The sequence below is a fragment of the Pseudomonas sp. MAG002Y genome, assembly GCF_019400845.1.
Taxonomy (GTDB): domain Bacteria; phylum Pseudomonadota; class Gammaproteobacteria; order Pseudomonadales; family Pseudomonadaceae; genus Chryseomonas; species Chryseomonas luteola.
In genome coordinates this window covers 23040-41831 of sequence record NZ_WOEJ01000019.1, presented here as the reverse complement: position 1 = coordinate 41831, position 18792 = coordinate 23040, and the positions used below count along the sequence as shown (strand labels likewise).

Here is an 18792-nt window from a genome sequence, read left to right as displayed (position 1 = left end):
GGATTGTGTCCAGGAACTGGTTGAACCAACGCGCAAGCAGGGCTGTTTCGTCCTTGCCACGAACGGTCAAACTCCGGCTTAAATCACCCTCACCCTGTGCAATGCCCTCCAGCCCATCGGCTACGCTGCGGATTGGCTTTGCAATTAAACCGGCGAAGCTGGCGCCCACCAGAGCAAAGATAATAACCAAAACCGTAGCGATCAAAGCGATCTGCCAAGTAAGGCTCAACGTTCTAGCCATCACTTCGTCCCGCTGAATCAGCCCGATGAAGCGCCAGCCCAGGTCTGGCGAAGACCAGACATTTGCCATGTACTGCACACCATTAAGTTCAACTTGCTGCAGTCCACTCGTAGCGCTCGCCAAGCGAGCGTATTCATTTCCTAAGTCCTTTAGCGACTTGAAGTTATGCTCTGCATGGCTGGGGTCGACCAGTACGTTACCATTGTCTTCGATCAGCATAAGGTAGCCGCTATGACCCAACTTGATCTGCTTAACCAGGTCGGTCAGCTGCTTGAGCGACACATCCAGCCCAAGCACGCCAACTGGCCTGCCCTGAGCATCGTCTATGGTGCGTACGGTTCCCATTAGCACCACATCGTCAGGTGCCCAGTAATACGCTGATGTCCGTACCGTTTTGCCCGGATTATCCATGGCGGTCTTATACCAGGGTCGTACCCGTGGATCGTAATTGCTGAGCTTAGGATCATCCGGCCACAGTGCATAGCCGCCATCAGCCTGCCCTACTGACAAATAGGCCGTAGCGGGATGCGTAGTGGCAAATCGAGTAAAAAGATCAAGCATTACCGCGTTGCTGCTGGGTGTTGGCAGTTGATCAGCATTGGGCTGCATATAACGTTTGAGTGGCTCTGTATTTGTCACAGCGGGCAGCTTAGCGAGATACTCAACGTTCTGGCTGATGCCGGCAAAAAATTGTTGCATAGCATTGTCGATCTGACGAATTTCACGACTACTGCTGTCAATAAAGTCGTCCTGAGCCTGGCTGCGCAGGTTCATAGCCACAACGACCGCTATCAGAAGCACAGGTGTACAGGCAATGGCCGCAAATGCGCAGGTAAGTTTTTGTTTGATAGTCATAACGGCCTTGCTCCAGCGAAAGCAATAGGTGGTATTTGCCAATCAAGGTGGGGCAAAGGAGTAATGAAAGACTCGATTGGTATGAAAGTTATCTGCTGGAAGCTTGATAGCTGTAGGCCTAACAACGTTTTTAAACGTGTGCAAATGCAACCTTGAGGTCAATGAGAAAACCAAGCTATCTCGAGGACAGTATCGATAATTAGAAAGATAGCTCTGCAATATTTTTAGTAGTACCCCAGTAGTTCAGCCAAATCATTTTAGTTCGTACATTTAGTAGATGCTTGGCGCCAGGGCTACAATAGAGCGCGCTAATTACGCAGCGCAAATAGCATCTAACCATGACGGATTGAAATTGAAGTCTGAAAACCGTGTCTATCAACATGCATCTTCTTGAGGACGACCGTATGGATGGGCACGAAAAGTATGAAGCGCTGACGGGCAAGTCCTGGACGGCAGCTGTGACAGAGTGGAATCAACTTGAGCAACGGGTACAAGAAGCAGCCACTCAATATCTCGAATGCGCAGCACCTCATCAATCGGATGAACGGAAACAGCTCGAAACGGCCTTGAGATCACGACACAGCGAAGCGGACGCGTACTGGAAAAAGATGTGGGAAGATCTTGATCGCTGTTAGCAAAAAGCCCGGTCATATAACCGGGCTTCTATTCGAGTATTCGACTACAAAGGACGATTTACATCGTCATCATCCAAAGTATCGTCTGGCATAGCGGGATCAACCACATCGCCGCCAATACCTGTATCGTCTGGCTTAAGCGGATCAGGGCTTTGTGCTGTTACTGGAGCGTGCTCATACGTAGCCATGGTGCATCTCCTTTCTTATAAGGCCAAAGCGGCCTTGTAACTTAGAGACATCAAATCAAGAAATGTTCGCACCACCGTTTCCGCTCGTCTAATTAGCTGAACAATAAAAAGCTCGGCATAAAACCGAGCGTTCATCTATGCAGATCAGTCCAGCAGGCTATAGGTAATCGTCGCTAAACATAAAAAGGTCAGAATCCCAATTCCCAGCGCTATAGGCATACACATCATCCCAAAGGACAGGTATTCAAGCAGCCAACCCATAATGCCAAATAAAAGAAAAAGAACAGCTGCACCTACCGCTAATGCGGTTCCTTGTCTTACCAAGAAACCACCGCCTGACCTGACCATAATGATGCCTCTGCAGGAGCAGCGATTGCTGCTGCGCAGAGATATCATGTTGTGACAGGATTCACATCAAATACTGTATTAACAATCCGACCGTTAATCTGATACCTCAAGCCTTGCATTGGCAGGACTTGAGGTAACCCTCTATCAGATGCCACCTTCTTCATCGGCCTCGTCAGGTGCCTGGTCAGGGTCCAGTGGTGCCATCTCGTCATCGTTCGCACCTACTTCATCACCCGGACCTAATGGATCAGAGCCCTGCATCCGCCATGTGTCGATTGGTTGAGTATTCATATACACCTCGAGTGGGGTCCTAAATGACCCTATCGTTGGACAGCACTTGTAGGGCTTCATTGAATCCGTGAAACGCTTTGAATCAAACGGTCTTTATGAATACCCAAGGCTTGCCGGCCTTAATGCTCTGGTTCCGCTACTGGTTGATCCAAAGTATCTAGCGATGCAAAGACCTCTCGGGCTGCGAACAGTCCGTTCAATGCCGCTGGGAAGCCTGCATAGACCGCCATCTGCATGATGGTTTCAATGACTTCTTCACGCGAAACACCTACATTCAGCGCGCCCTGAATATGTACTCTGAGTTGAGGCGCTGCATTCCCCATAGCCGTGAGCGCCGCCACCACTGCAATTTCTCGACTTTTAAGGTCAAGACCGGGACGAGAGTAGATGTCTCCAAACGGAAACTCGATTAGATAGCGTGCAAAGTCCGGAGCGATGTCAGCAAGACTAGCAACGACGCGCTCGCCTATCTCACCATCGATTTCCTTTAACTTCCCAAGTCCGCGTTCATAGCGCGTTGCAGTGTTCATCAGGCGTCTCTCCATGGTAGCTAAGGGTTATGTCAGGAATGCTCCAGCGCCTGGTAGTGCTCGACCTTGGCTTGCAGGGCATCGGCAGACTTTTTCATGGCCTCGATCTGGGCAAGTACCTCCGCCAGGTGATCCTCCAGTAAGCGACGGCGCTCGGATACGGTTGAGTCTCCAACAGCACGCAACTTTGCGAAGGTCAGCATTTTTCCGATAGGCATCTGGGTGGTACGCAGCCTTAGAAGAAAACTGATCCAGGCCATGTCTGATGCTGCGTAACGCCGTTGGCCGCCAGGGGCTCGGCCAACAGGCGCAATCAACCCGATACGCTCGTAGTAGCGCAACGTGTGAGCCGTCAGACCAGTACGCTTGGCAACTTCATCTATCGTTAAATTCGAGTCCATGGAGAAGATCCTAGAGGTTAGAGTGCGCTCTAAGTCAAACACTTTTTTCCGCCCGCCGACACCTCTTCATGTTGTGCCGCAATCGTCTAGAGACCGCTTGCTACAGACGCGGCTGCCCTATTTCTCGAAGGACTTGCGGGGCCATTCACTTGAGCTGATCACGGGAGCTGTCGTAGGAGGCGCTGCCGGCCATGTTGCCGGACATCACGACAGTGCAGGTGCGGCGGTTGGCCATCACGAGACCAATAAGAAGGACACAGCCAAAGATACCCAGTCGGAACAAGAGATCCGGTGCCGCGCAGTCAGGCTCCTCTCAGGCGGCACCGGCTGATAAATAAACAAGGTCGCCATAAGAGCACTGCCGGTACAGTAACCGGCAGGCAGCTGATTGTCTTTTAAAGGTAACGTCTTTGATACCCGCCTGTTGAGCCTGAACGTCTGTCTTTGACAAACGTTCAGATGACTCAGACACTAGCCGGATCGGCTGATAACGATAATCAAGCGTAGCTCAGCAAAACGAGTCAATCGATTACACGTGCGGTTTATACCAACCTGAACCGACCTACCAGCTTTTGCTGGTGCTCAGCCAGACGCGCCAGCTCCAGACTGGTTGCGGCAGTCTGCTCGGCACCTGCGCTGACTTGGATAGCCACATCGTTGATATCCACGATGTTGCGGTTGATGTCCTCCGCTACGGCGCTTTGCTCTTCCGCAGCCGCAGCAATCTGCAGGTTTCTATCGTTGATACTGGCTACGCCCTCGGCAATCCTGGTGAGCATATCACCGGCCCGCTCGATGTTGGAGGCGCCTGCGCGAGCCTTGCCTACAGTCTCCTGCATCGATTGAGTAGCGCGATCAGAGCCTGTCTGCAGGTTTGCAATCATCTGCTGAATATTGCCAGTAGACTCTTGTGTCTTTTGGGCCAGCATACGTACCTCGGAAGCCACCACTGCAAAGCCCCGACCGTGGTCGCCGGCCCGTGCCGCCTCGATGGCCGCATTGAGCGCCAGTAAATTGGTCTGGTCCGCAATACCGCGGATCACATCAAGCACCGTGGAAATGGAGTCGCTTTCTCGCTTCAGGTCGCTGATGATGGCTGCGGTCTGATCGGCCTGGGCAGACAGTTCGCGTATGACACTGATCGTGCTTTCCACCTCACGTCGACCCTGGCTTGTGCTCTGGTTGACCTCTTGTGACATGCTGGCGGCATCGCTGGTGCTCTGAGCCACCTCCCGCACGGTCGCGCTCATCTGGTTAATCGCGGTGACGACAAGCTCAGTACCCTGGCGCTGGCGCTCAATGCTTTTGCTGGTCTGAAGCGTGACCGCTGAGGATTCTTCCGCGGCCGTCGCCACCTGCGTGGTGGCGTTACCAATCTCCTGAATCACCTGACCCAACTCGTCAGCCATACGATTGAGGTTATGGGTAATCTCGCCAAATTCGTCCTTACCCTTGTAATCGGATCGCGCAGTAAGATCGCGTTGCGAAAGTGCCAGCAGCGCATTGTTCACCGCTTTTACGGCAACGCTGATGTTGCGAATGATCAGGTAGGACAGCACCGAGACGACCAACAGCGCAAGCACTGCGACACCCAGCGTTGTCCACAGAACGGCTGACGCATGATGCTGCGCCTTGGCTGCCAGGGCGCCCACCTGCTGTCCCAACTCTTCCTCTACTTCACCCATCAGATCGATTCGGCTCGTCGAGGTTTTGAACCATTCTTCGGCCGACACACCCAGTGACTGACCGATCGGCGTCTCGAATGCCAGACGCTGCAGACGTGCGACCTCAAGCGCGCTGGGCTGCTGCATCTTTTCATCAAGCTTGCGCACAAGCGCCTCAGACGCGTTACGTCTGAAGGCCTCGGAGTAGGCGGAAAACTCACCCAGGTTACGGCTGAAAGCTGATAGCAGATCAGAATCGAACCGATCCTGGTTGAACACGACACCTAGCATGGCCCGCTCACGACCTGCCCGTTCCTTCATCTCGATGAATTCATTAAGCGAGGATAACGCTCGGGCAAGCGATGGCTCATTCACATTGTGCTCCAGTGAATGAGTGAATCCAATCAGCGTTTGAATGACTTTGGTAAACCGCGAGCCTGATTCACGGTTGGTGATGCCCAGCGTATCGATCTGGTCACGGGTGGCTTTCAAACCATCCAATCCAGCCATGGCATCGCGAATCTCACTGGCGCTTCCAGAAAGCGCGCGCAAGGCCGCCATAGCTTCATCCGTCTGCTGACGCATGCGAGGCAGCATATCCCGCATTGCATTTCCCTTGCTGCCCAGATAAACACCGCTTGCGCCGCGCTCACGCTGCAGCACAGTAATTAACTGACTTACCTTCTGGGCAACCGTGCTCGCTTCCACCGTTCGATTCATCTCCTGCAAGGTCTGGTAGCTATCAACCACCTTCGCCGTCGCGAGCCATAGGAAGCCGAGAAGTGGGCATATGAGAATCAGCAGAAGCTTGAAACCCAACGGGATGTTTCGGAGCACGATGTTCACCTCAGAGTCTGCTTCGATATCAATGGTACGAAGCTCAGTCGATTACCTGCCGTCGTGCTTTATTGGCTGCACGTTAAGCAGGATGAGCGCAGCCAAAGGCTGCCCTTGCAAGGCATCACATTCTCTATCGGGCCGATAGAAAAAATCTTTAGAAAGGATATGTGTCCAACCCCTATAACTTTCGGCTTCTGTATCGGTAGTTAGCTTGCCCGTCTGGCTCGTGCGCCATGGTCCTGCAAGAGCTTGTATTGATGATCGGGTAAAACGATATGCTCCGCATGGCCGCCGACGAGATAACTGACCTGTTTCCCTGGAGTAAACCACCGACAATGTCGAAAGCCAGGAAAGTACTGTTGCTGCTCATGATTGTGGGCGCTGCCCTGGGTTATCTCGGGCTTCGTGCCGCTTCAACTCCGCGCGAGGCTCAAGTAGGAAGCACTGATACCGCTCAGCGGCAGCAGCAACTGATTCATGCACTGGTCTCACACAAGAAAAGCGCTATCAAGGAAGCCCGCTGGGTTACACCTTCCCTACTCCAGGTAGGTGTTGTTGATGATCATACCTTGCAGTTCCGGCTGGCCGAGTCCGTTTGCCTGAGTGCCAAACAGTACGGTACGCCCGCAAAGCTTGTCAGAGTGGTGGATGCAACAAAAATGAGGCAAGGTGGAAAGCTGGTAGAGCTTGGGCAGGCCGCTTGTCAGTAGATAGTCTCGTAAAGGTCGTATAGACGAGAAAGCCAACTCTCAAGCGTGCCCCGATCATCACAATCGGGACACGGCGAATCTGGAATGCTGAGCCGTTTAATGTAGCCATTAATCGGCCTGGTGCCTTCCGGTTGATGTGAGAGATGCCACCTTAATTAGCGGTTGATCAGCCCGTATTTACGGAGCTTGCGGTACAACGTATTGCGACTGATACCGAGCCGCTCAGCCACATGCCCCCGATGCCAGTGCTCAGCCTGCAAGGCTGCAACCAGGGCATCACGCTCCGCTGTCCCCAAAGGGTTACATGCATTTTCTGCAGGTGTCTCCAGCGGCAGAACGGCTGCCACATCCCTGAGGCCGATCCAGCACCCTTCGCTCAAGGCTACAAGCGTTCTCAACAGGTTTCTCAGCTGACGAATATTGCCGGGCCATGGCTGCGCCAGTAGCGCCTGCCTGGCTGCCGATTCCACTCGAATTTCTTTGCCACGAGCCTCCTCTCGGAGCAGATGATCGATCAGCTCAGCCTTGTCGCTTCGTTCTCGCAAAGGCGTCAAGGTAATCTGCAGACCGGTCAGACGGTAATAGAGATCTTCCCGAAACTGACCCGCCGCCACCAGCGCCTTGAGGTCTCGATGGCTGGCACTGATCAGGCGAATATCAAGCGGCTGTGGTGTGGTACTTCCCAACGGAACGACATGACGTTCCTCTAGAACACGCAGTAGCCGGGTCTGCAGGGCAAGCGGCATATCGCCAATTTCATCAAGGAACAGGACGCCGCCATTGGCATGCTGGAGCTTGCCTGCCATACCTTCCTTGCGTGCACCGGTAAATGTTCCGCCGCAATAACCAAACAGCTCGCTCTCGATCAGCGTCTCAGGAATGGCCGCACAGTTGAGTGCGATAAATGGCTTGCCTGCACGTGAACTGGCACGGTGCAGCGCAGTAGCGAAAGCTTCCTTGCCAGTCCCGGTCTCCCCATAGAGAAGAACCGGCACATCATGCTCCAACACCTTGAGCGCCCGATCGAACGCCGCATGTAGTGCATGATCGGCGAGACATAGCCCCTCGATCTTTGCGCGGCGAACCGGCGGAGGCGTTACAACCGTACGCAGCTGTATGCCCCGTACCTGTGCATGGAGCAACACGCCGCTCAAGGTGCATATCGACCAATAGGTACTGGGTTGCGGCTGCGCATAGGCCAGGAGTTCATCGAGTCTGATGTCAAGCACGCCCTCCAGCGACTGACCCAGCAACGCCTCACGGCGGGTGGCCAGCAGGTTCAGGGCCGGCTCGTTAACTGCGGTAATCCGACCGCCTCCATCGAATGACAGGAGCCCCTCGCTAAGCAGACCGAGAAACTCGGGCTGGGTATGGAAGCGCAGCAGGTAGTCCTGCTTACAATGCTGTAGGAAAAAGCCATTTTCGATCAGTTTTGCCGAAAGTGTCGTGAGCGCCATCGTATGAAACTGGCTCTGCCGCGATTGCTGCTCGCGAACCGTAGAAACGTTGAGTACCGCCTGGAGATTTCCGGCCGGATCAAAGACGGGCATCGCCGAGCAAGTCAAACCCGTGTGGCGACTGCGAAAGTGTTCTTCCCGAAAAATCGTGATGGGTTGGCGCTCAACCAGACAGGTACCCACCCCGTTGGTCCCCTCGATATCTTCGTTCCATACCGCACCAAGCCACAGACCAGCACGCTCGAGCAGAGTTTGCTCTGCCTCATGGAAGACGCTTTCAATCACCACCCCCTGGGCATCGGTCAACAAGATCGTGTGTCCTGCCCCGCCCAGCTGCTGGTAAAGGGTGTTCATCTGCCCACGGGCCAAGCCAAGGAGGTTACACAGCGGCTCTCGGTGATCAACCAGGCGCGGCTGCTCTATGACGCAAGGTGCCTGGGAACTGGCAGGATCCAGCTGGTAGTGCTCAAGGCAGCGCTGCCAGGAGCGTACGACAACCGGGTCTGTAGAGCCTGAAGGCAAGCTGACTGGTGCTTTTGAAAAAGGAGGTCTTGAAATATGAGGCCTTTGGGACATTCTTGTTGTTCTCCCTTATGCAGGCGGCAAGATGCAATGTCTAGTGTAGGTCATTCAAGCCTCCAAGACCGGTAGGCCAGAAGCGGTACAAAATGTCACCCCCTTAGGCCATGATCGATACACGGGCTGACCTGGGATAGCCACAACCGTATCGGCAACACCACAGCAGGTAAGCGTTTTCCAAACCTGGCCTTATCCTTGCTCCACTCTCCTATGTATTCCCCTGCACAACAACAACGATCAGGAGAGTCCATTCATGCGTTACGCCTTTTTCTGCACCAGGAACGTTTGCGCCCTGCCATACGGTACGCCAAGGCCATCCATTATCGATTCAAGGGAGCAGCACGCTACGCCCGCTGAACAATCCCTCCTACGCCAGCATGCCTGGTACAGGGAAGCCCTCACCCTCTTGCCCGTTGCGTGGCCTAACTAACCCCGTCACAACAGACCTGTTTGAGCCAACGCGGACTTGCCGACCCGGGGCGGACTGCGCACAAAAACAATTAGTCCGGGAGGAGACACCTATGAATATTCATATTGATCCTACAGCCGTATCTCAAGCGCAATCCCCCACAGCCCAGCTCTCCAACTGGGTAGAGCGCTTCGGCAGCCGCCTTGCTGCACGAGACATCAATGGCACACTCGAGCTGTTTGCCGATGATTGCCACTGGCGTGATCTGGTGCTGTTCAGCTGGAACCTGATTACGCTGGAGGGCAAAACCGCGATTCGTGAAATGCTTGAGGAGCGCCTCGAACAGACCCAACCTGATCACTGGACACTGGAGGGCGAGGCGACTCTAACCGACGGTGTACTCGAAGGCTGGATCCGTCTGGAAACAGACGTTGCCCGTGGTAAAGGTTATGTGCGGCTCAAAGACGGGCTGTGCTGGACACTCCTCACCACCATGCGTGAACTCAAAGGGTTCGAGGAGCCTTCCGGGCGGCGTCGCCCCATGGGTGCAACGCATGGACATGGTTATGCCGACAAGCGCAACTGGCTGGAAAAACGCCGTGACGAGGAGGCGGCCCTGGGTATCACCGAACAACCCTATTGTCTGATCATCGGGGGTGGGCAAGGCGGTCTGGGGCTTGCCGCACGGCTCAAGCGCCTTGGCGTTCCTACCTTGATCGTCGACAAGGCTGAACGACCGGGCGATCAATGGCGTGGTCGCTATAAGTCGCTTTGCCTGCATGATCCCGTCTGGTACGACCACATGCCGTATCTGCCCTTCCCTGATCACTGGCCCGTCTTTACGCCCAAAGATCAGATCGGCGACTGGCTGGAGATGTATTCCAAAGTCATGGAGCTCAATTACTGGGCAAAGACCGAATGCGTCAAAGCCTCTTATGACGAGGCTGTGCGGCAATGGACCGTAGAGGTGGTACGTGACGGCAAGCCGATTACGCTTAAACCTACCCAGCTAATTCTCGCAACCGGTATGTCGGGTGTGCCCAATATTCCCGTTTACCCCGGCGCTGAGACGTTTGCCGGGCAGCAGTATCATTCCAGCCAACATCCAGGAGGCGATGCCTGGCGTGGCAAACGAGCAGTCGTTATTGGGGCCAACAACTCGGCCCATGACATTTGCGCCGATCTTGTGGAAAACGGTGCGGACGTCACCATGGTGCAGCGCTCCAGCACCCATATCGTACGCTCCGATTCGTTGATGGAAATCGTCTTCGGCCCCCTCTACTCCGAGGATGCCCTTGAGAAGGGGATCACGGCAGACAAGGCCGACATGCTGTTCGCTTCCCTGCCCTACCGTGTGCTGCCTGAATTCCATCGCAAGGCCTTCGACCGTGTTAAGGAACGAGACAAGGACTTCTATGAGCGGTTAAGCGCAGCCGGTTTCATGTTGGACTTCGGGGACGATGAGTCCGGCCTCTTCCTCAAATATGTTCGCCGCGGCTCAGGCTATTACATTGATGTTGGGGCGTCGGAGCTCATCGCCAATGGCACTATCAAGCTCAAGAGCGGGAAAGGACTGAGCGTCGATCATATCGAGCCAGACGCCGTAGTCCTGACCGATGGCAGCCGTTTACCAGCCGATCTCATCGTTTACGCCACCGGCTACGGCTCGATGAATGGATGGGCCGCCAAGCTGATCTCACAGGAAGTGGCTGACAAAGTAGGCCGGTGCTGGGGGCTTGGGTCAGGTACCACCAAGGACCCAGGCCCATACGAGGGAGAGCTGCGTAATATGTGGAAGCCTACCCAGCAAGACAACCTCTGGTTCCATGGGGGCAATCTCCATCAGTCCCGACATTATTCTCTGTATTTGGCTCTCCAACTCAAGGCACGCTTCGAGGGGCTGAATACCTCGGTCTACAAACTTGCGCCAAGCTACCACAAGGGGTGATCGGCTTGCGCCAATCGCTCAACACTGCGGTCTTGCATGCTTTCTCCAGGCGATGTGCAAGACCGTCTCACGATACGCCGGATATCCGTAGGGCGCTTGAAAATGCAGATCAATGCAGGTGTCCCTGTCATGCTCTTGACTAGCAGCTTGTCCGGACTGGTCGGTGCCACTTATATAGGGGGTAGATGATTAGGCCGCAGGGCACAACGCCGCTACAGGCGGGCGTCAAGTAAGACAGGCAGCAAGACGGGCCTTTCCCTGATCCGCCTTGCTGTTTTGCTATGAGTCGCAGCTCAATCCGCGGTTCGACTCATTTTCAGGCGCTTATGCCATTTGCGTATCGAGGTTAGCGCCATCCCCCTTGTAGTCTTCATGCTTGATGTTGTCGAAACCGGGCGACGGCAAATGCCCTCCGTCTGCAAAGAACTCATACTCCTCCTCACGGTATTCGAAGATACTGAGCTCCTCCGGTGCGTCACGCTGGCCGTAGTTGTACATGTATTCATCCAGAAACTCGAAGCGCTGTTTGCCATCAGCGGTGAGCAGGTTCTGATCATTCAGATCGTTGATCAGGCTTTGCAAATCTTCGCGATGAGCATCCATGCGGTTGTTGTGCTTGATGTCCTCGACGATCAGGAAGGGCGTCAGCGCCACCGTCAATGCTGCGCCAACCCATAGCAGCGGCCCCGCCAGGGCACGAACGGCGTTGGCTCCCATGACCGCGGCCATTTGTGCGCCGCCACCGGCAAAGTTGAAGGCGCCCGCAGCAACAGTAATAGCACCCTGCGCCACGGCGACCTTGTCGTTGCTGTTAAGACCTGACTTGATCTTCAAGCCACCCAGCACAATGTCAGCGACCCCGGTGAAGGTATTAGCGCCTGCATCCATGACCCGCAGGAATGCCGAAACGCCACGGCTGGTAGGGGTACTGCCCTTGAGCCCCGGATTTTTGGCAAAACCGTCACGGAAGCCGTCGTTCAGCGTTGTCCATTGCTCCGGCGTCAGATCCATCTTTGCTGCAAGTTTCTGCTGATCGGGAACAGGGGCCGCATCAATCGCTGCGTTGAAGCCTTCATAGATCTTTTTCAGATCACCCTCCACAAGGCTCAGGTTTCTGCCAGAACCTTCCGGTACATCCTTACCAAAGATCTGCGGCAAGGACTTGTCCAACCCCATCATCTGGTTGATCTTGGTCCCCCAGATGCTATCGACGATATTACTGCCCAGGTTCACGAAGTGCTGCCCTGCGCCCAAGACACTGACAAAGTCTTTTGCAATCGCCAGACGCTCCTCTGGAGTATCCGCCAGTGTGCCGCCCTTGCCTGCAATCTGGTAGATCCCGGAAGCCAGGGAAATCAGACCACCTGCAGACCCCAACGCACCGTTGCTGTTGAGCTCGGTAATGGTCTTGAGCATGCTGCCATGGGCGCCCTCACCCAAGGTCTTGTAGACGTCTTTGCTCATAACCTTGTTGATGTCATCCGCCGTCACGACCCCGTTCTTGCTAAAGGTCGCCCCCAATTCCTTGAGTGCTTCGCCAAATGCTTTTGCAGTCTGCTTGTTACCCAGGAACTCCTGTACGAAGCGCTCGGTTTCCACGGTGCGCCGCGATATGTCGATGCCGCCTTTTTTCAGTGCGGTCAGGAGCGTCTTGATGGTGTCCTGGGTAGCTAGAACTGTGTTTTCGTCGTTGATTCCCGAGGGATCGGCCAGCAGCTTGTCGAGATCAATTGTCGTGGCGTCGATCATCATGTGCTGTGAAAACTGCGCAGCCTTGTCTGGGTCGAAGGCCGCCAGCGAAGCATAGGTTTTGCCGATGTCAGCCTCCGCCAGTTCATCCTTGCCATTCTTCTTGAGTTCGGCGATATAACGCGAGTACTCCTCGGAGAAGGCCATGGTCTCGAGTTTTTCGCGCACCGCGTCCTTGTTTGGCAGTGCGTCTAGGGCCTTACTTTGTTGAGCCTGGAAATCCTTCTGTACGCTTTCCGAGCCGAAGAGCTTGCCGACCTGTTCGTCCACCTTGGCCTTATCAATGATGGAAGACAGGTCTTTACCGCTCACCTTGGCTGTACCCTGCCCCATCGACATGTCCAGCACGACCATATCCAACCCGTTCTCGCTGGCGCTCTGAGCACGCAAGGCGTTATAGAGCTTGGCGCGGTCATCGTCCTTGGCAATGCTGCCGTTGTCGATTCCCTTTTTCCAATCGGCGAGCAGGTTCTGCCACGTCAGTTCGCTCACGGTAAGTTTGCGGTTCTTGTCCGCTGGATCAGTTGTGGTAGTTTCCAGGTTGGCGACATCCGTTTCAGTATCCGGTGGCAGGCCTGCACTTTCGCGTGCAAAATCGATTTTCCCTTCTTCGGTAAGCTCTGGCCCCTTGAGATTGGAGAAACCGTACTTGCCAAAATCCTGAAGTCGGCCGGCTTCAGTGCCATTTTCTGCTTCGCCGCCCTTGGTGATGCCATTGATCTTGCCATCGCCAATATCGCTACCAGAAAGAACCTTGCCTTCACCGTCGTAGCGCTCGATGTGTTCGAGCACCTGTGAAGCCCGGTAGGCTGCATCGGCATCTTTTTCAAAATCGCCGACTCGCTCCTTGAGCATATCCTTGATGCCACTCTGGTTTCCCAGATTCTTGAGTAGCGGATCGCTGTCGATAATATCCTGGGCCGAGCGCTTATCGTTCGGAGGCAGCTCCCATACAATGCCCAGCTTCTCGGCCTGCTCACGGGCCTGCTTGTCACCCGCTACCGCTGCAGGGTCCTTGAGCTCACCTTTCAGGCTAGAAAAACCGTACTTACCAAAATCCTGCAGCCGACCGGCTTCAGTGCCGTGCTTCGCCTCACCACTCTTGGTAAAGCCGTTGATACTGCCATTACCCACATCTTTTCCGGCAATCTTCTCACCAGAGGCGTCCAACGTTTCTACATGCTCCAACACTTGTGCAGCCCGGTAGGCCGCATCGGCGTCCTTCTCATAATCACCTACCTGCTCCTTGAGCATGTCCTTCACGTTGCTCTGGTTGCCCAGGTTCTTGAGCAAGGGATTGGAATCAATAATGTCTTGCGCGGAGCGATCATCACCTTCCGGCCGCTCCCAGCGGATACCCAGTGCTTCTGCCTGCTCGCGAGCCTTGTCGTTATTACCAGCTAAAGAGACCTGATGGAGCTCGCCCTTCAAAAAAGAGAACCCATACTTGCCAAAGTCTTGTAGGCGGCCAGCTTCAGTACCGTGCTTTGCATCGCCCCCCTTGGTGAATCCATCGATTCGATCATTATCGACATTGCTGTCACCGATGATGCGATTACCGTTTTCATCGATCTTCACTACGTGCTCAAGCACCTGGACAGCCCGGTATGCGGCGTCAGCGTCCTTCTCGAAATCGCCCACCCGCTCCTTGAGTTTGTCCTTCACCCCGCTCTGGTTGCCCAGATGTTTGAGTAGCGGACTGTCGTCGATGATTTCCTGAGCCGAACGCGTATCGTCCTTAGGGCGCTCCCAGCGGATGCCGACCTCCTTGGCATCTTCCACTGCCTGATTCCAGGCTTTGTCTGACTCCGAGCCTGCTGGCGGGTTATCGTTATTACTTACAGCCTTGACGGTCATTGCCTATTCCTTCTTGTGGTGGACCAGACAAGTCAGTGACTACATGAGCTTACGTAAACAGGCCGCAAAACTCCCTACTGGTTAGACTGGGCATGGATGAGGTATGGCTATAGGGTTCGGCCTCTCACCAGGATGCTATCGTCAATACATAACGAAGCACCCGAGCCAGATGCCGACTCCGACAAACCTCGCCTATCAAAAACCTTCACGATGAAAATACAATGACACTGCTGATTGCCACGCACAGGCAATACCGCAGATAACAGCTAAGTTTCGTCGCTTAGAGAAGATTTTTAGAAGCAGGCCTGTAGGCTGAGCGCCGCAGACAGAGATGTAACAAGCAAATGATGGCCGGGGACTAACAGACTTATCCTGCGTAACATCTGGATGGAGCCATAAAGAAGGTTCAGTGCGATACCAGCAAGCGGCGCAGTCAGTGCCACGCCGGGTGGGTTATAGCCGCTATCAACCCAATACCACGTGCGGTAAAAACCGGCTGGAGTCCTTGGTAATAAGGCTGTCATCTTCTCTGATGCCGATACCCGAAGCTACATCGGCAATCAACCAGGAGCCGATCAGGGTGTAACTGTCACCAAAGCGTGGGAGCGGTGAAAAAGCCTGGAGTATGTACGGCGCGTCCGTATAAGGACCATCCTCCCTGACAACCTGATCCTCATCGGTGCGGATTTCAATGTTGGCACCCTCCCGCGAAAAGAAGGGTTTGCGCACCCAACCTTTGGGAACCGGCTTTGCTGGATCAGCATCGACCATACACGGCAGCAGATTGGGGTGTCCCTCGTTGAATCGCCACAACAGCGGCAGAATACCCTTGTTGCTGATCAAAGACTTCCAGGCGGGCTCCACGAACTGCGTATCACATCGTGGTACGGCTTTGCCAAACTCTTCGCTGAAGATATGCTCCCAGGCATGGAGCTTGAAGAGCCGCTCGATCCAACGTCCTTCAAGATCCACGAACCGCCCCTCAGCCGTCAGCCCGATATCCTCCACATTGATATGCCGCGCATCGATTCCGGCGTGTGCCGCCATTCGACGCAAGAAATCTGTCGTACCGCGGTCCTCGACCGAGCCCGACATGGCCGAAAAATAGAAAGCCCCACCGACAGGAAATGCAGCAAAGGCACGTACCAGGTCTTCGGCGATGGTATTGAACTGATTTGCCTCAGGCGGCAACACGCCACGGGCAATCTGATCTTCAAGCCATAACAGCTGCACGGACCCTGCTTCAAGCAACGAGGTAGGCGTATCCATGTTGGCTTCCAGCAGTTTGGCCGGCCCGCTTCCGTCGTAGGCAAAATCGAATCGCCCATACAAATGCGGGTGGCCTTCCTTCCATGAGCTGCGGACCAGATCGAAAAAGGCCGAGGGAATGGCGAGACCTTCGAGCAGCTCTTCGCTGTCGACAACCCGGTCGACAACATCCAGGCACATCTCATGCAGTTCCCGGGTTGGCTGCTCCAGATCGCGGGTGATCTGGGCCTCGGTGAACTGGTAGTAACCCCGTTCATCCCAGTAGCGCTCGCCATCGATCGTGTGAAAGTTGAAGCCTTCACGCTCTAGGGTCTCGCGCCAATCCGGGCGCTCTTCGATGCTGATCTTTTTCATGCTCGAATGTCCTTAGCTACTGCTGTATCCACCGCTGCTCTTGCCACCCCAGCCGCTACGAGCGCTGGCCTGACTGCCAAAGCCTCCGCGAGAGATGGTGGAAGATACGGCTGACCCGGATGTTCCCGAATTTCGACTCAGGCTTCTGCCCAGAGTGGATGAGGTATAGCTGTTGGTAGGACTGGTCCTGGCCTGCGTCGAACGGCTGAATGTCTTACCCTGCTCGATCTGGCGCGAAAGCGTCGAGTTGTAATAGTTGCCGCGGTTGTCACGCGCCTGGTAAATCGGCTGCGAGTAATAGTGGTTGTTACCCGAGCCACTAAGCATGTTGCCGATCAGGAGTCCCATGAGCAGGCCGTTAAGGTGACTGCCCCCACCACCTCCGCCGCCGCTTTGATTGTTCGCCTGCTCGACAGCCTGCTTGGGCAGGTCTCCGGACATGGCCAGTTCAAAGCCCCCCAGCTTGGGCATGTATTTGCCATCGGATGTCGCCTGGCAATAACCGGGTACGAAGTCGGCATCGCATGACGCTTGATCGTCGTAGGTCGGCGCGATGCGCTTGTGATCAGCCATCGCCTGCATATAGGCATCCGAACAGATATCGACCGGAACCTTGGCCTCGACGCACTGCTGCACGGAGCTGAAGTTCTGGCTGGCGCTGTAGGTGGCGGTATTCTGTGACTTGCCACAGGCGACCAGCGCCAGCGGCAGGGTACTGGCCAATACTAGCTTGACGGAACTGCGTTTTCTCATCGGTTATTCCTCCTGGCTCAGACCGACGGCGTCATGCAGGCGGAATTGATAAAACCGATACTGATTGCGACAGAGGCTGAATACACTGCCGCAGCCGTTTCACCTCGCCCGATACGAGCAGAAAGGTCCTTCACCACCAGGCTGGTGCCAAGGAAGGTCAACAGCTGAACGACCGCGGCGATGACTACCCAAACCACAAAGTCCAGAACGCTTACGCTGTAGGCAATGATATTGCTCGCTGGCAGGGCAAAACCGATCAGCGAGCCACCCAAGGCAATGGCAGCCGCAGTGTTGCCCTCGCGAATGAGCGCAAATTCCTTGTGTGGTGTGAGACGGGTATAAATCAGCTGGAACAAGGCGAAGAGGATAGCGGCAACAACAATATAAATGATGAAGCCCATTACCGCGCCGGCGTTCAGGGATAGACGAAGTGCTTCAAGCATGGAGATTTCCTTATCAGAGGACCTGAAGGTCTGTAGGTTGTAGCGTTACGCCAACGGCCGTCGACAGCGAGATGACACCCTCATCATCTTCCTCGACCGACAGGAGCAGAAACTCCCGACGATTCACCAGGCCGATTTCACGTGCGTAGAGCATGCAATTATGCCGGATTCGATAAGACTGCTCTGGACTTTTGACGTACTCAAGGAGCGGCGTCAGCTCCGTCTGGCCGTCTTCCGTCCCCCATTGGCGTTCATACTCCTCGCCGTCGAGCTCATAGAGCGGCATACCCAGCTTTGCGCCCGGCCCCGAAAGGCTTAGCAATTCGGCCTTGCTGTTGATCGTGGTGACGCTGTGATAGCCAAAAAGAATGATGTCCTGGATGTCATCATTGCTAGGGCCGTTCATGACTATCTGGAGGAAATAGTCCTCATCGTCCAGATAGAAACGCAGCAGCCGCATGGACTGGCCAAGGTCGATATTACCCACCGCCCAGACCTTTTCATCCCCTGGCAGGGTAACGTGCGAGTGCCCGTCGAGCAGCAGCTTCAGGGATTTGTCCAGGCATATCATCCGCTCCCGGGTCAGCCCCAGCGGGCTGGCGTTGGTGATAGGTGCAGAACCTGCCCTTTCCTTAGGGAGCGGCGCCTCCATGCCTAGCGCCCTCTTGATCCAACTCATAAAGCACCTCCTGTTTCTTTATTGTAGAGATTATCTGGCATTAGCCAGTAATGTCTTCGAATGCATGATCCATCCGACCACTATGCCTGCAACGGCACCGGCGATGTGGGACTCGAACGAAATACCCGGCACGGGTAGAAAACCAAAGACCAGCCCGCCATAACCCAGCAAGGCGGCTGCGGCAATCAACAGACTTAAAAGGCTCCGCTGAAACCATGCGCGGGCCAGGACATAGGACCACAGACCGAAGATCAGCCCACTGGCTCCTACATGAATACTAGGCCGACCCAGCAGCCAGACCAGCAGTCCGCCCAACATGGCAATCAGCACGAGCACCCGAACATAGCGCTCGAGGCCTTCGTTGGAAATAAGCCAGCTGAGCACTACAAAGGGCGCAAGGTTACTGAGCAGATGCCGGATGGATCCGTGTAGAAAAGGGGCAAACAGGAGCCCCTGCAAGCCGCTGGTCGTACGAGGGATGATTCCGTGGTGTACCAGGCTGTTCGCCGTCAAGGTGTTCACCAGTTGAACCAGCACCATGATCCCGGCCAACATGAGGATAACCGGCAGGCATTTTCCTGTACGCATCGAC

At 54.9% G+C, this 18792-nt stretch carries 16 protein-coding genes and 1 pseudogene; 4 read left to right on the top strand and 13 right to left on the bottom strand.

Features of this window, described 5'->3' with window-relative positions:
• Positions 1-7: 7 nt before the first annotated feature.
• Positions 8-1015 (bottom strand): annotated as a pseudogene (locus GM154_RS26050) (cache domain-containing protein); the annotation flags it as partial.
• 485 nt (positions 1016-1500) lie between these two features.
• Here GM154_RS26050 and GM154_RS21590 point away from each other — a divergent pair.
• Positions 1501-1731, top strand: coding sequence for a hypothetical protein (locus tag GM154_RS21590; protein WP_125889124.1), 231 nt, complete (start codon positions 1501-1503; stop codon positions 1729-1731).
• A gap of 44 nt (positions 1732-1775) precedes the next feature.
• Here GM154_RS21590 and GM154_RS21585 read toward each other — a convergent pair whose 3' ends face one another.
• The 4 genes from GM154_RS21585 to GM154_RS21570 all read right to left on the bottom strand — a co-directional run bounded on the left by GM154_RS21585 (position 1776) and on the right by GM154_RS21570 (position 3489).
• A complete protein-coding gene (locus GM154_RS21585) occupies positions 1776-1919 on the bottom strand; it encodes a hypothetical protein (protein WP_219653314.1) in 144 nt (47 codons plus the stop codon).
• Positions 1920-2411: 492 nt separating this feature from the next.
• Positions 2412-2558, bottom strand: coding sequence for a hypothetical protein (locus tag GM154_RS21580; protein ID WP_010798786.1), 147 nt, complete (start codon positions 2556-2558; stop codon positions 2412-2414).
• Between the two features lie 119 nt (positions 2559-2677).
• Complete coding sequence (locus tag GM154_RS21575) at positions 2678-3088, bottom strand: carboxymuconolactone decarboxylase family protein (protein WP_219653313.1); 411 nt, start codon at positions 3086-3088, stop codon at positions 2678-2680.
• A 32-nt stretch (positions 3089-3120) separates the two neighbouring features.
• Entirely contained in the window at positions 3121-3489 is a 369-nt protein-coding gene (locus GM154_RS21570) for a MerR family transcriptional regulator (protein WP_150346282.1), read from the bottom strand.
• 97 nt (positions 3490-3586) lie between these two features.
• Here GM154_RS21570 and GM154_RS21565 point away from each other — a divergent pair, with 97 nt between their 5' ends.
• Entirely contained in the window at positions 3587-3820 is a 234-nt protein-coding gene (locus GM154_RS21565) for a hypothetical protein (RefSeq protein WP_125889125.1), read from the top strand.
• A 211-nt stretch (positions 3821-4031) separates the two neighbouring features.
• Here the strand turns inward: GM154_RS21565 and GM154_RS21560 are convergent, their stop codons facing one another.
• Positions 4032-5990, bottom strand: coding sequence for a methyl-accepting chemotaxis protein (locus tag GM154_RS21560; RefSeq protein ID WP_219653312.1), 1959 nt, complete (start codon positions 5988-5990; stop codon positions 4032-4034).
• Positions 5991-6277: 287 nt separating this feature from the next.
• Here GM154_RS21560 and GM154_RS21555 point away from each other — a divergent pair, with 287 nt between their 5' ends.
• Positions 6278-6703, top strand: a complete 426-nt coding sequence (locus GM154_RS21555) for a hypothetical protein (RefSeq protein ID WP_219653311.1) — start codon at positions 6278-6280, stop codon at positions 6701-6703.
• Between the two features lie 155 nt (positions 6704-6858).
• Here GM154_RS21555 and GM154_RS21550 read toward each other — a convergent pair whose 3' ends face one another.
• Positions 6859-8736 (bottom strand): sigma-54-dependent Fis family transcriptional regulator, encoded by a 1878-nt coding sequence (locus GM154_RS21550; RefSeq protein ID WP_219653310.1) that lies wholly within the window; start codon positions 8734-8736, stop codon positions 6859-6861.
• A gap of 524 nt (positions 8737-9260) precedes the next feature.
• On the opposite strand from GM154_RS21550, the gene GM154_RS21545 reads away from it, so the two are divergent.
• A complete protein-coding gene (locus GM154_RS21545) occupies positions 9261-11096 on the top strand; it encodes an NAD(P)/FAD-dependent oxidoreductase (protein ID WP_219653309.1) in 1836 nt (611 codons plus the stop codon).
• Between the two features lie 324 nt (positions 11097-11420).
• On the opposite strand, the gene GM154_RS21540 is transcribed toward GM154_RS21545, so the two are convergent.
• The 6 genes from GM154_RS21540 to GM154_RS21515 all read right to left on the bottom strand — a co-directional run bounded on the left by GM154_RS21540 (position 11421) and on the right by GM154_RS21515 (position 18788).
• Positions 11421-14702, bottom strand: a complete 3282-nt coding sequence (locus tag GM154_RS21540) for a hypothetical protein (protein ID WP_219653308.1) — start codon at positions 14700-14702, stop codon at positions 11421-11423.
• A gap of 465 nt (positions 14703-15167) precedes the next feature.
• Positions 15168-16325 (bottom strand): glutathionylspermidine synthase family protein, encoded by a 1158-nt coding sequence (locus GM154_RS21535; RefSeq protein ID WP_219653307.1) that lies wholly within the window; start codon positions 16323-16325, stop codon positions 15168-15170.
• Positions 16326-16337: 12 nt separating this feature from the next.
• The gene (locus tag GM154_RS21530) at positions 16338-17078 is read right to left on the bottom strand and encodes a DUF1190 domain-containing protein (protein ID WP_010798796.1); all 741 of its coding nucleotides are present in this window, start codon (positions 17076-17078) and stop codon (positions 16338-16340) included.
• A gap of 17 nt (positions 17079-17095) precedes the next feature.
• Positions 17096-17521: a DUF350 domain-containing protein gene (locus tag GM154_RS21525; RefSeq protein ID WP_019364662.1), complete on the bottom strand. Its 426-nt coding sequence runs from the start codon at positions 17519-17521 to the stop codon at positions 17096-17098.
• A gap of 13 nt (positions 17522-17534) precedes the next feature.
• On the bottom strand, positions 17535-18200 hold the full coding sequence (locus GM154_RS21520) for a DUF2491 family protein (protein WP_010798798.1): 666 nt from the start codon (positions 18198-18200) through the stop codon (positions 17535-17537).
• 30 nt (positions 18201-18230) lie between these two features.
• Positions 18231-18788: a rhomboid family intramembrane serine protease gene (locus GM154_RS21515; protein ID WP_010798799.1), complete on the bottom strand. Its 558-nt coding sequence runs from the start codon at positions 18786-18788 to the stop codon at positions 18231-18233.
• Positions 18789-18792 lie beyond the last annotated feature (4 nt).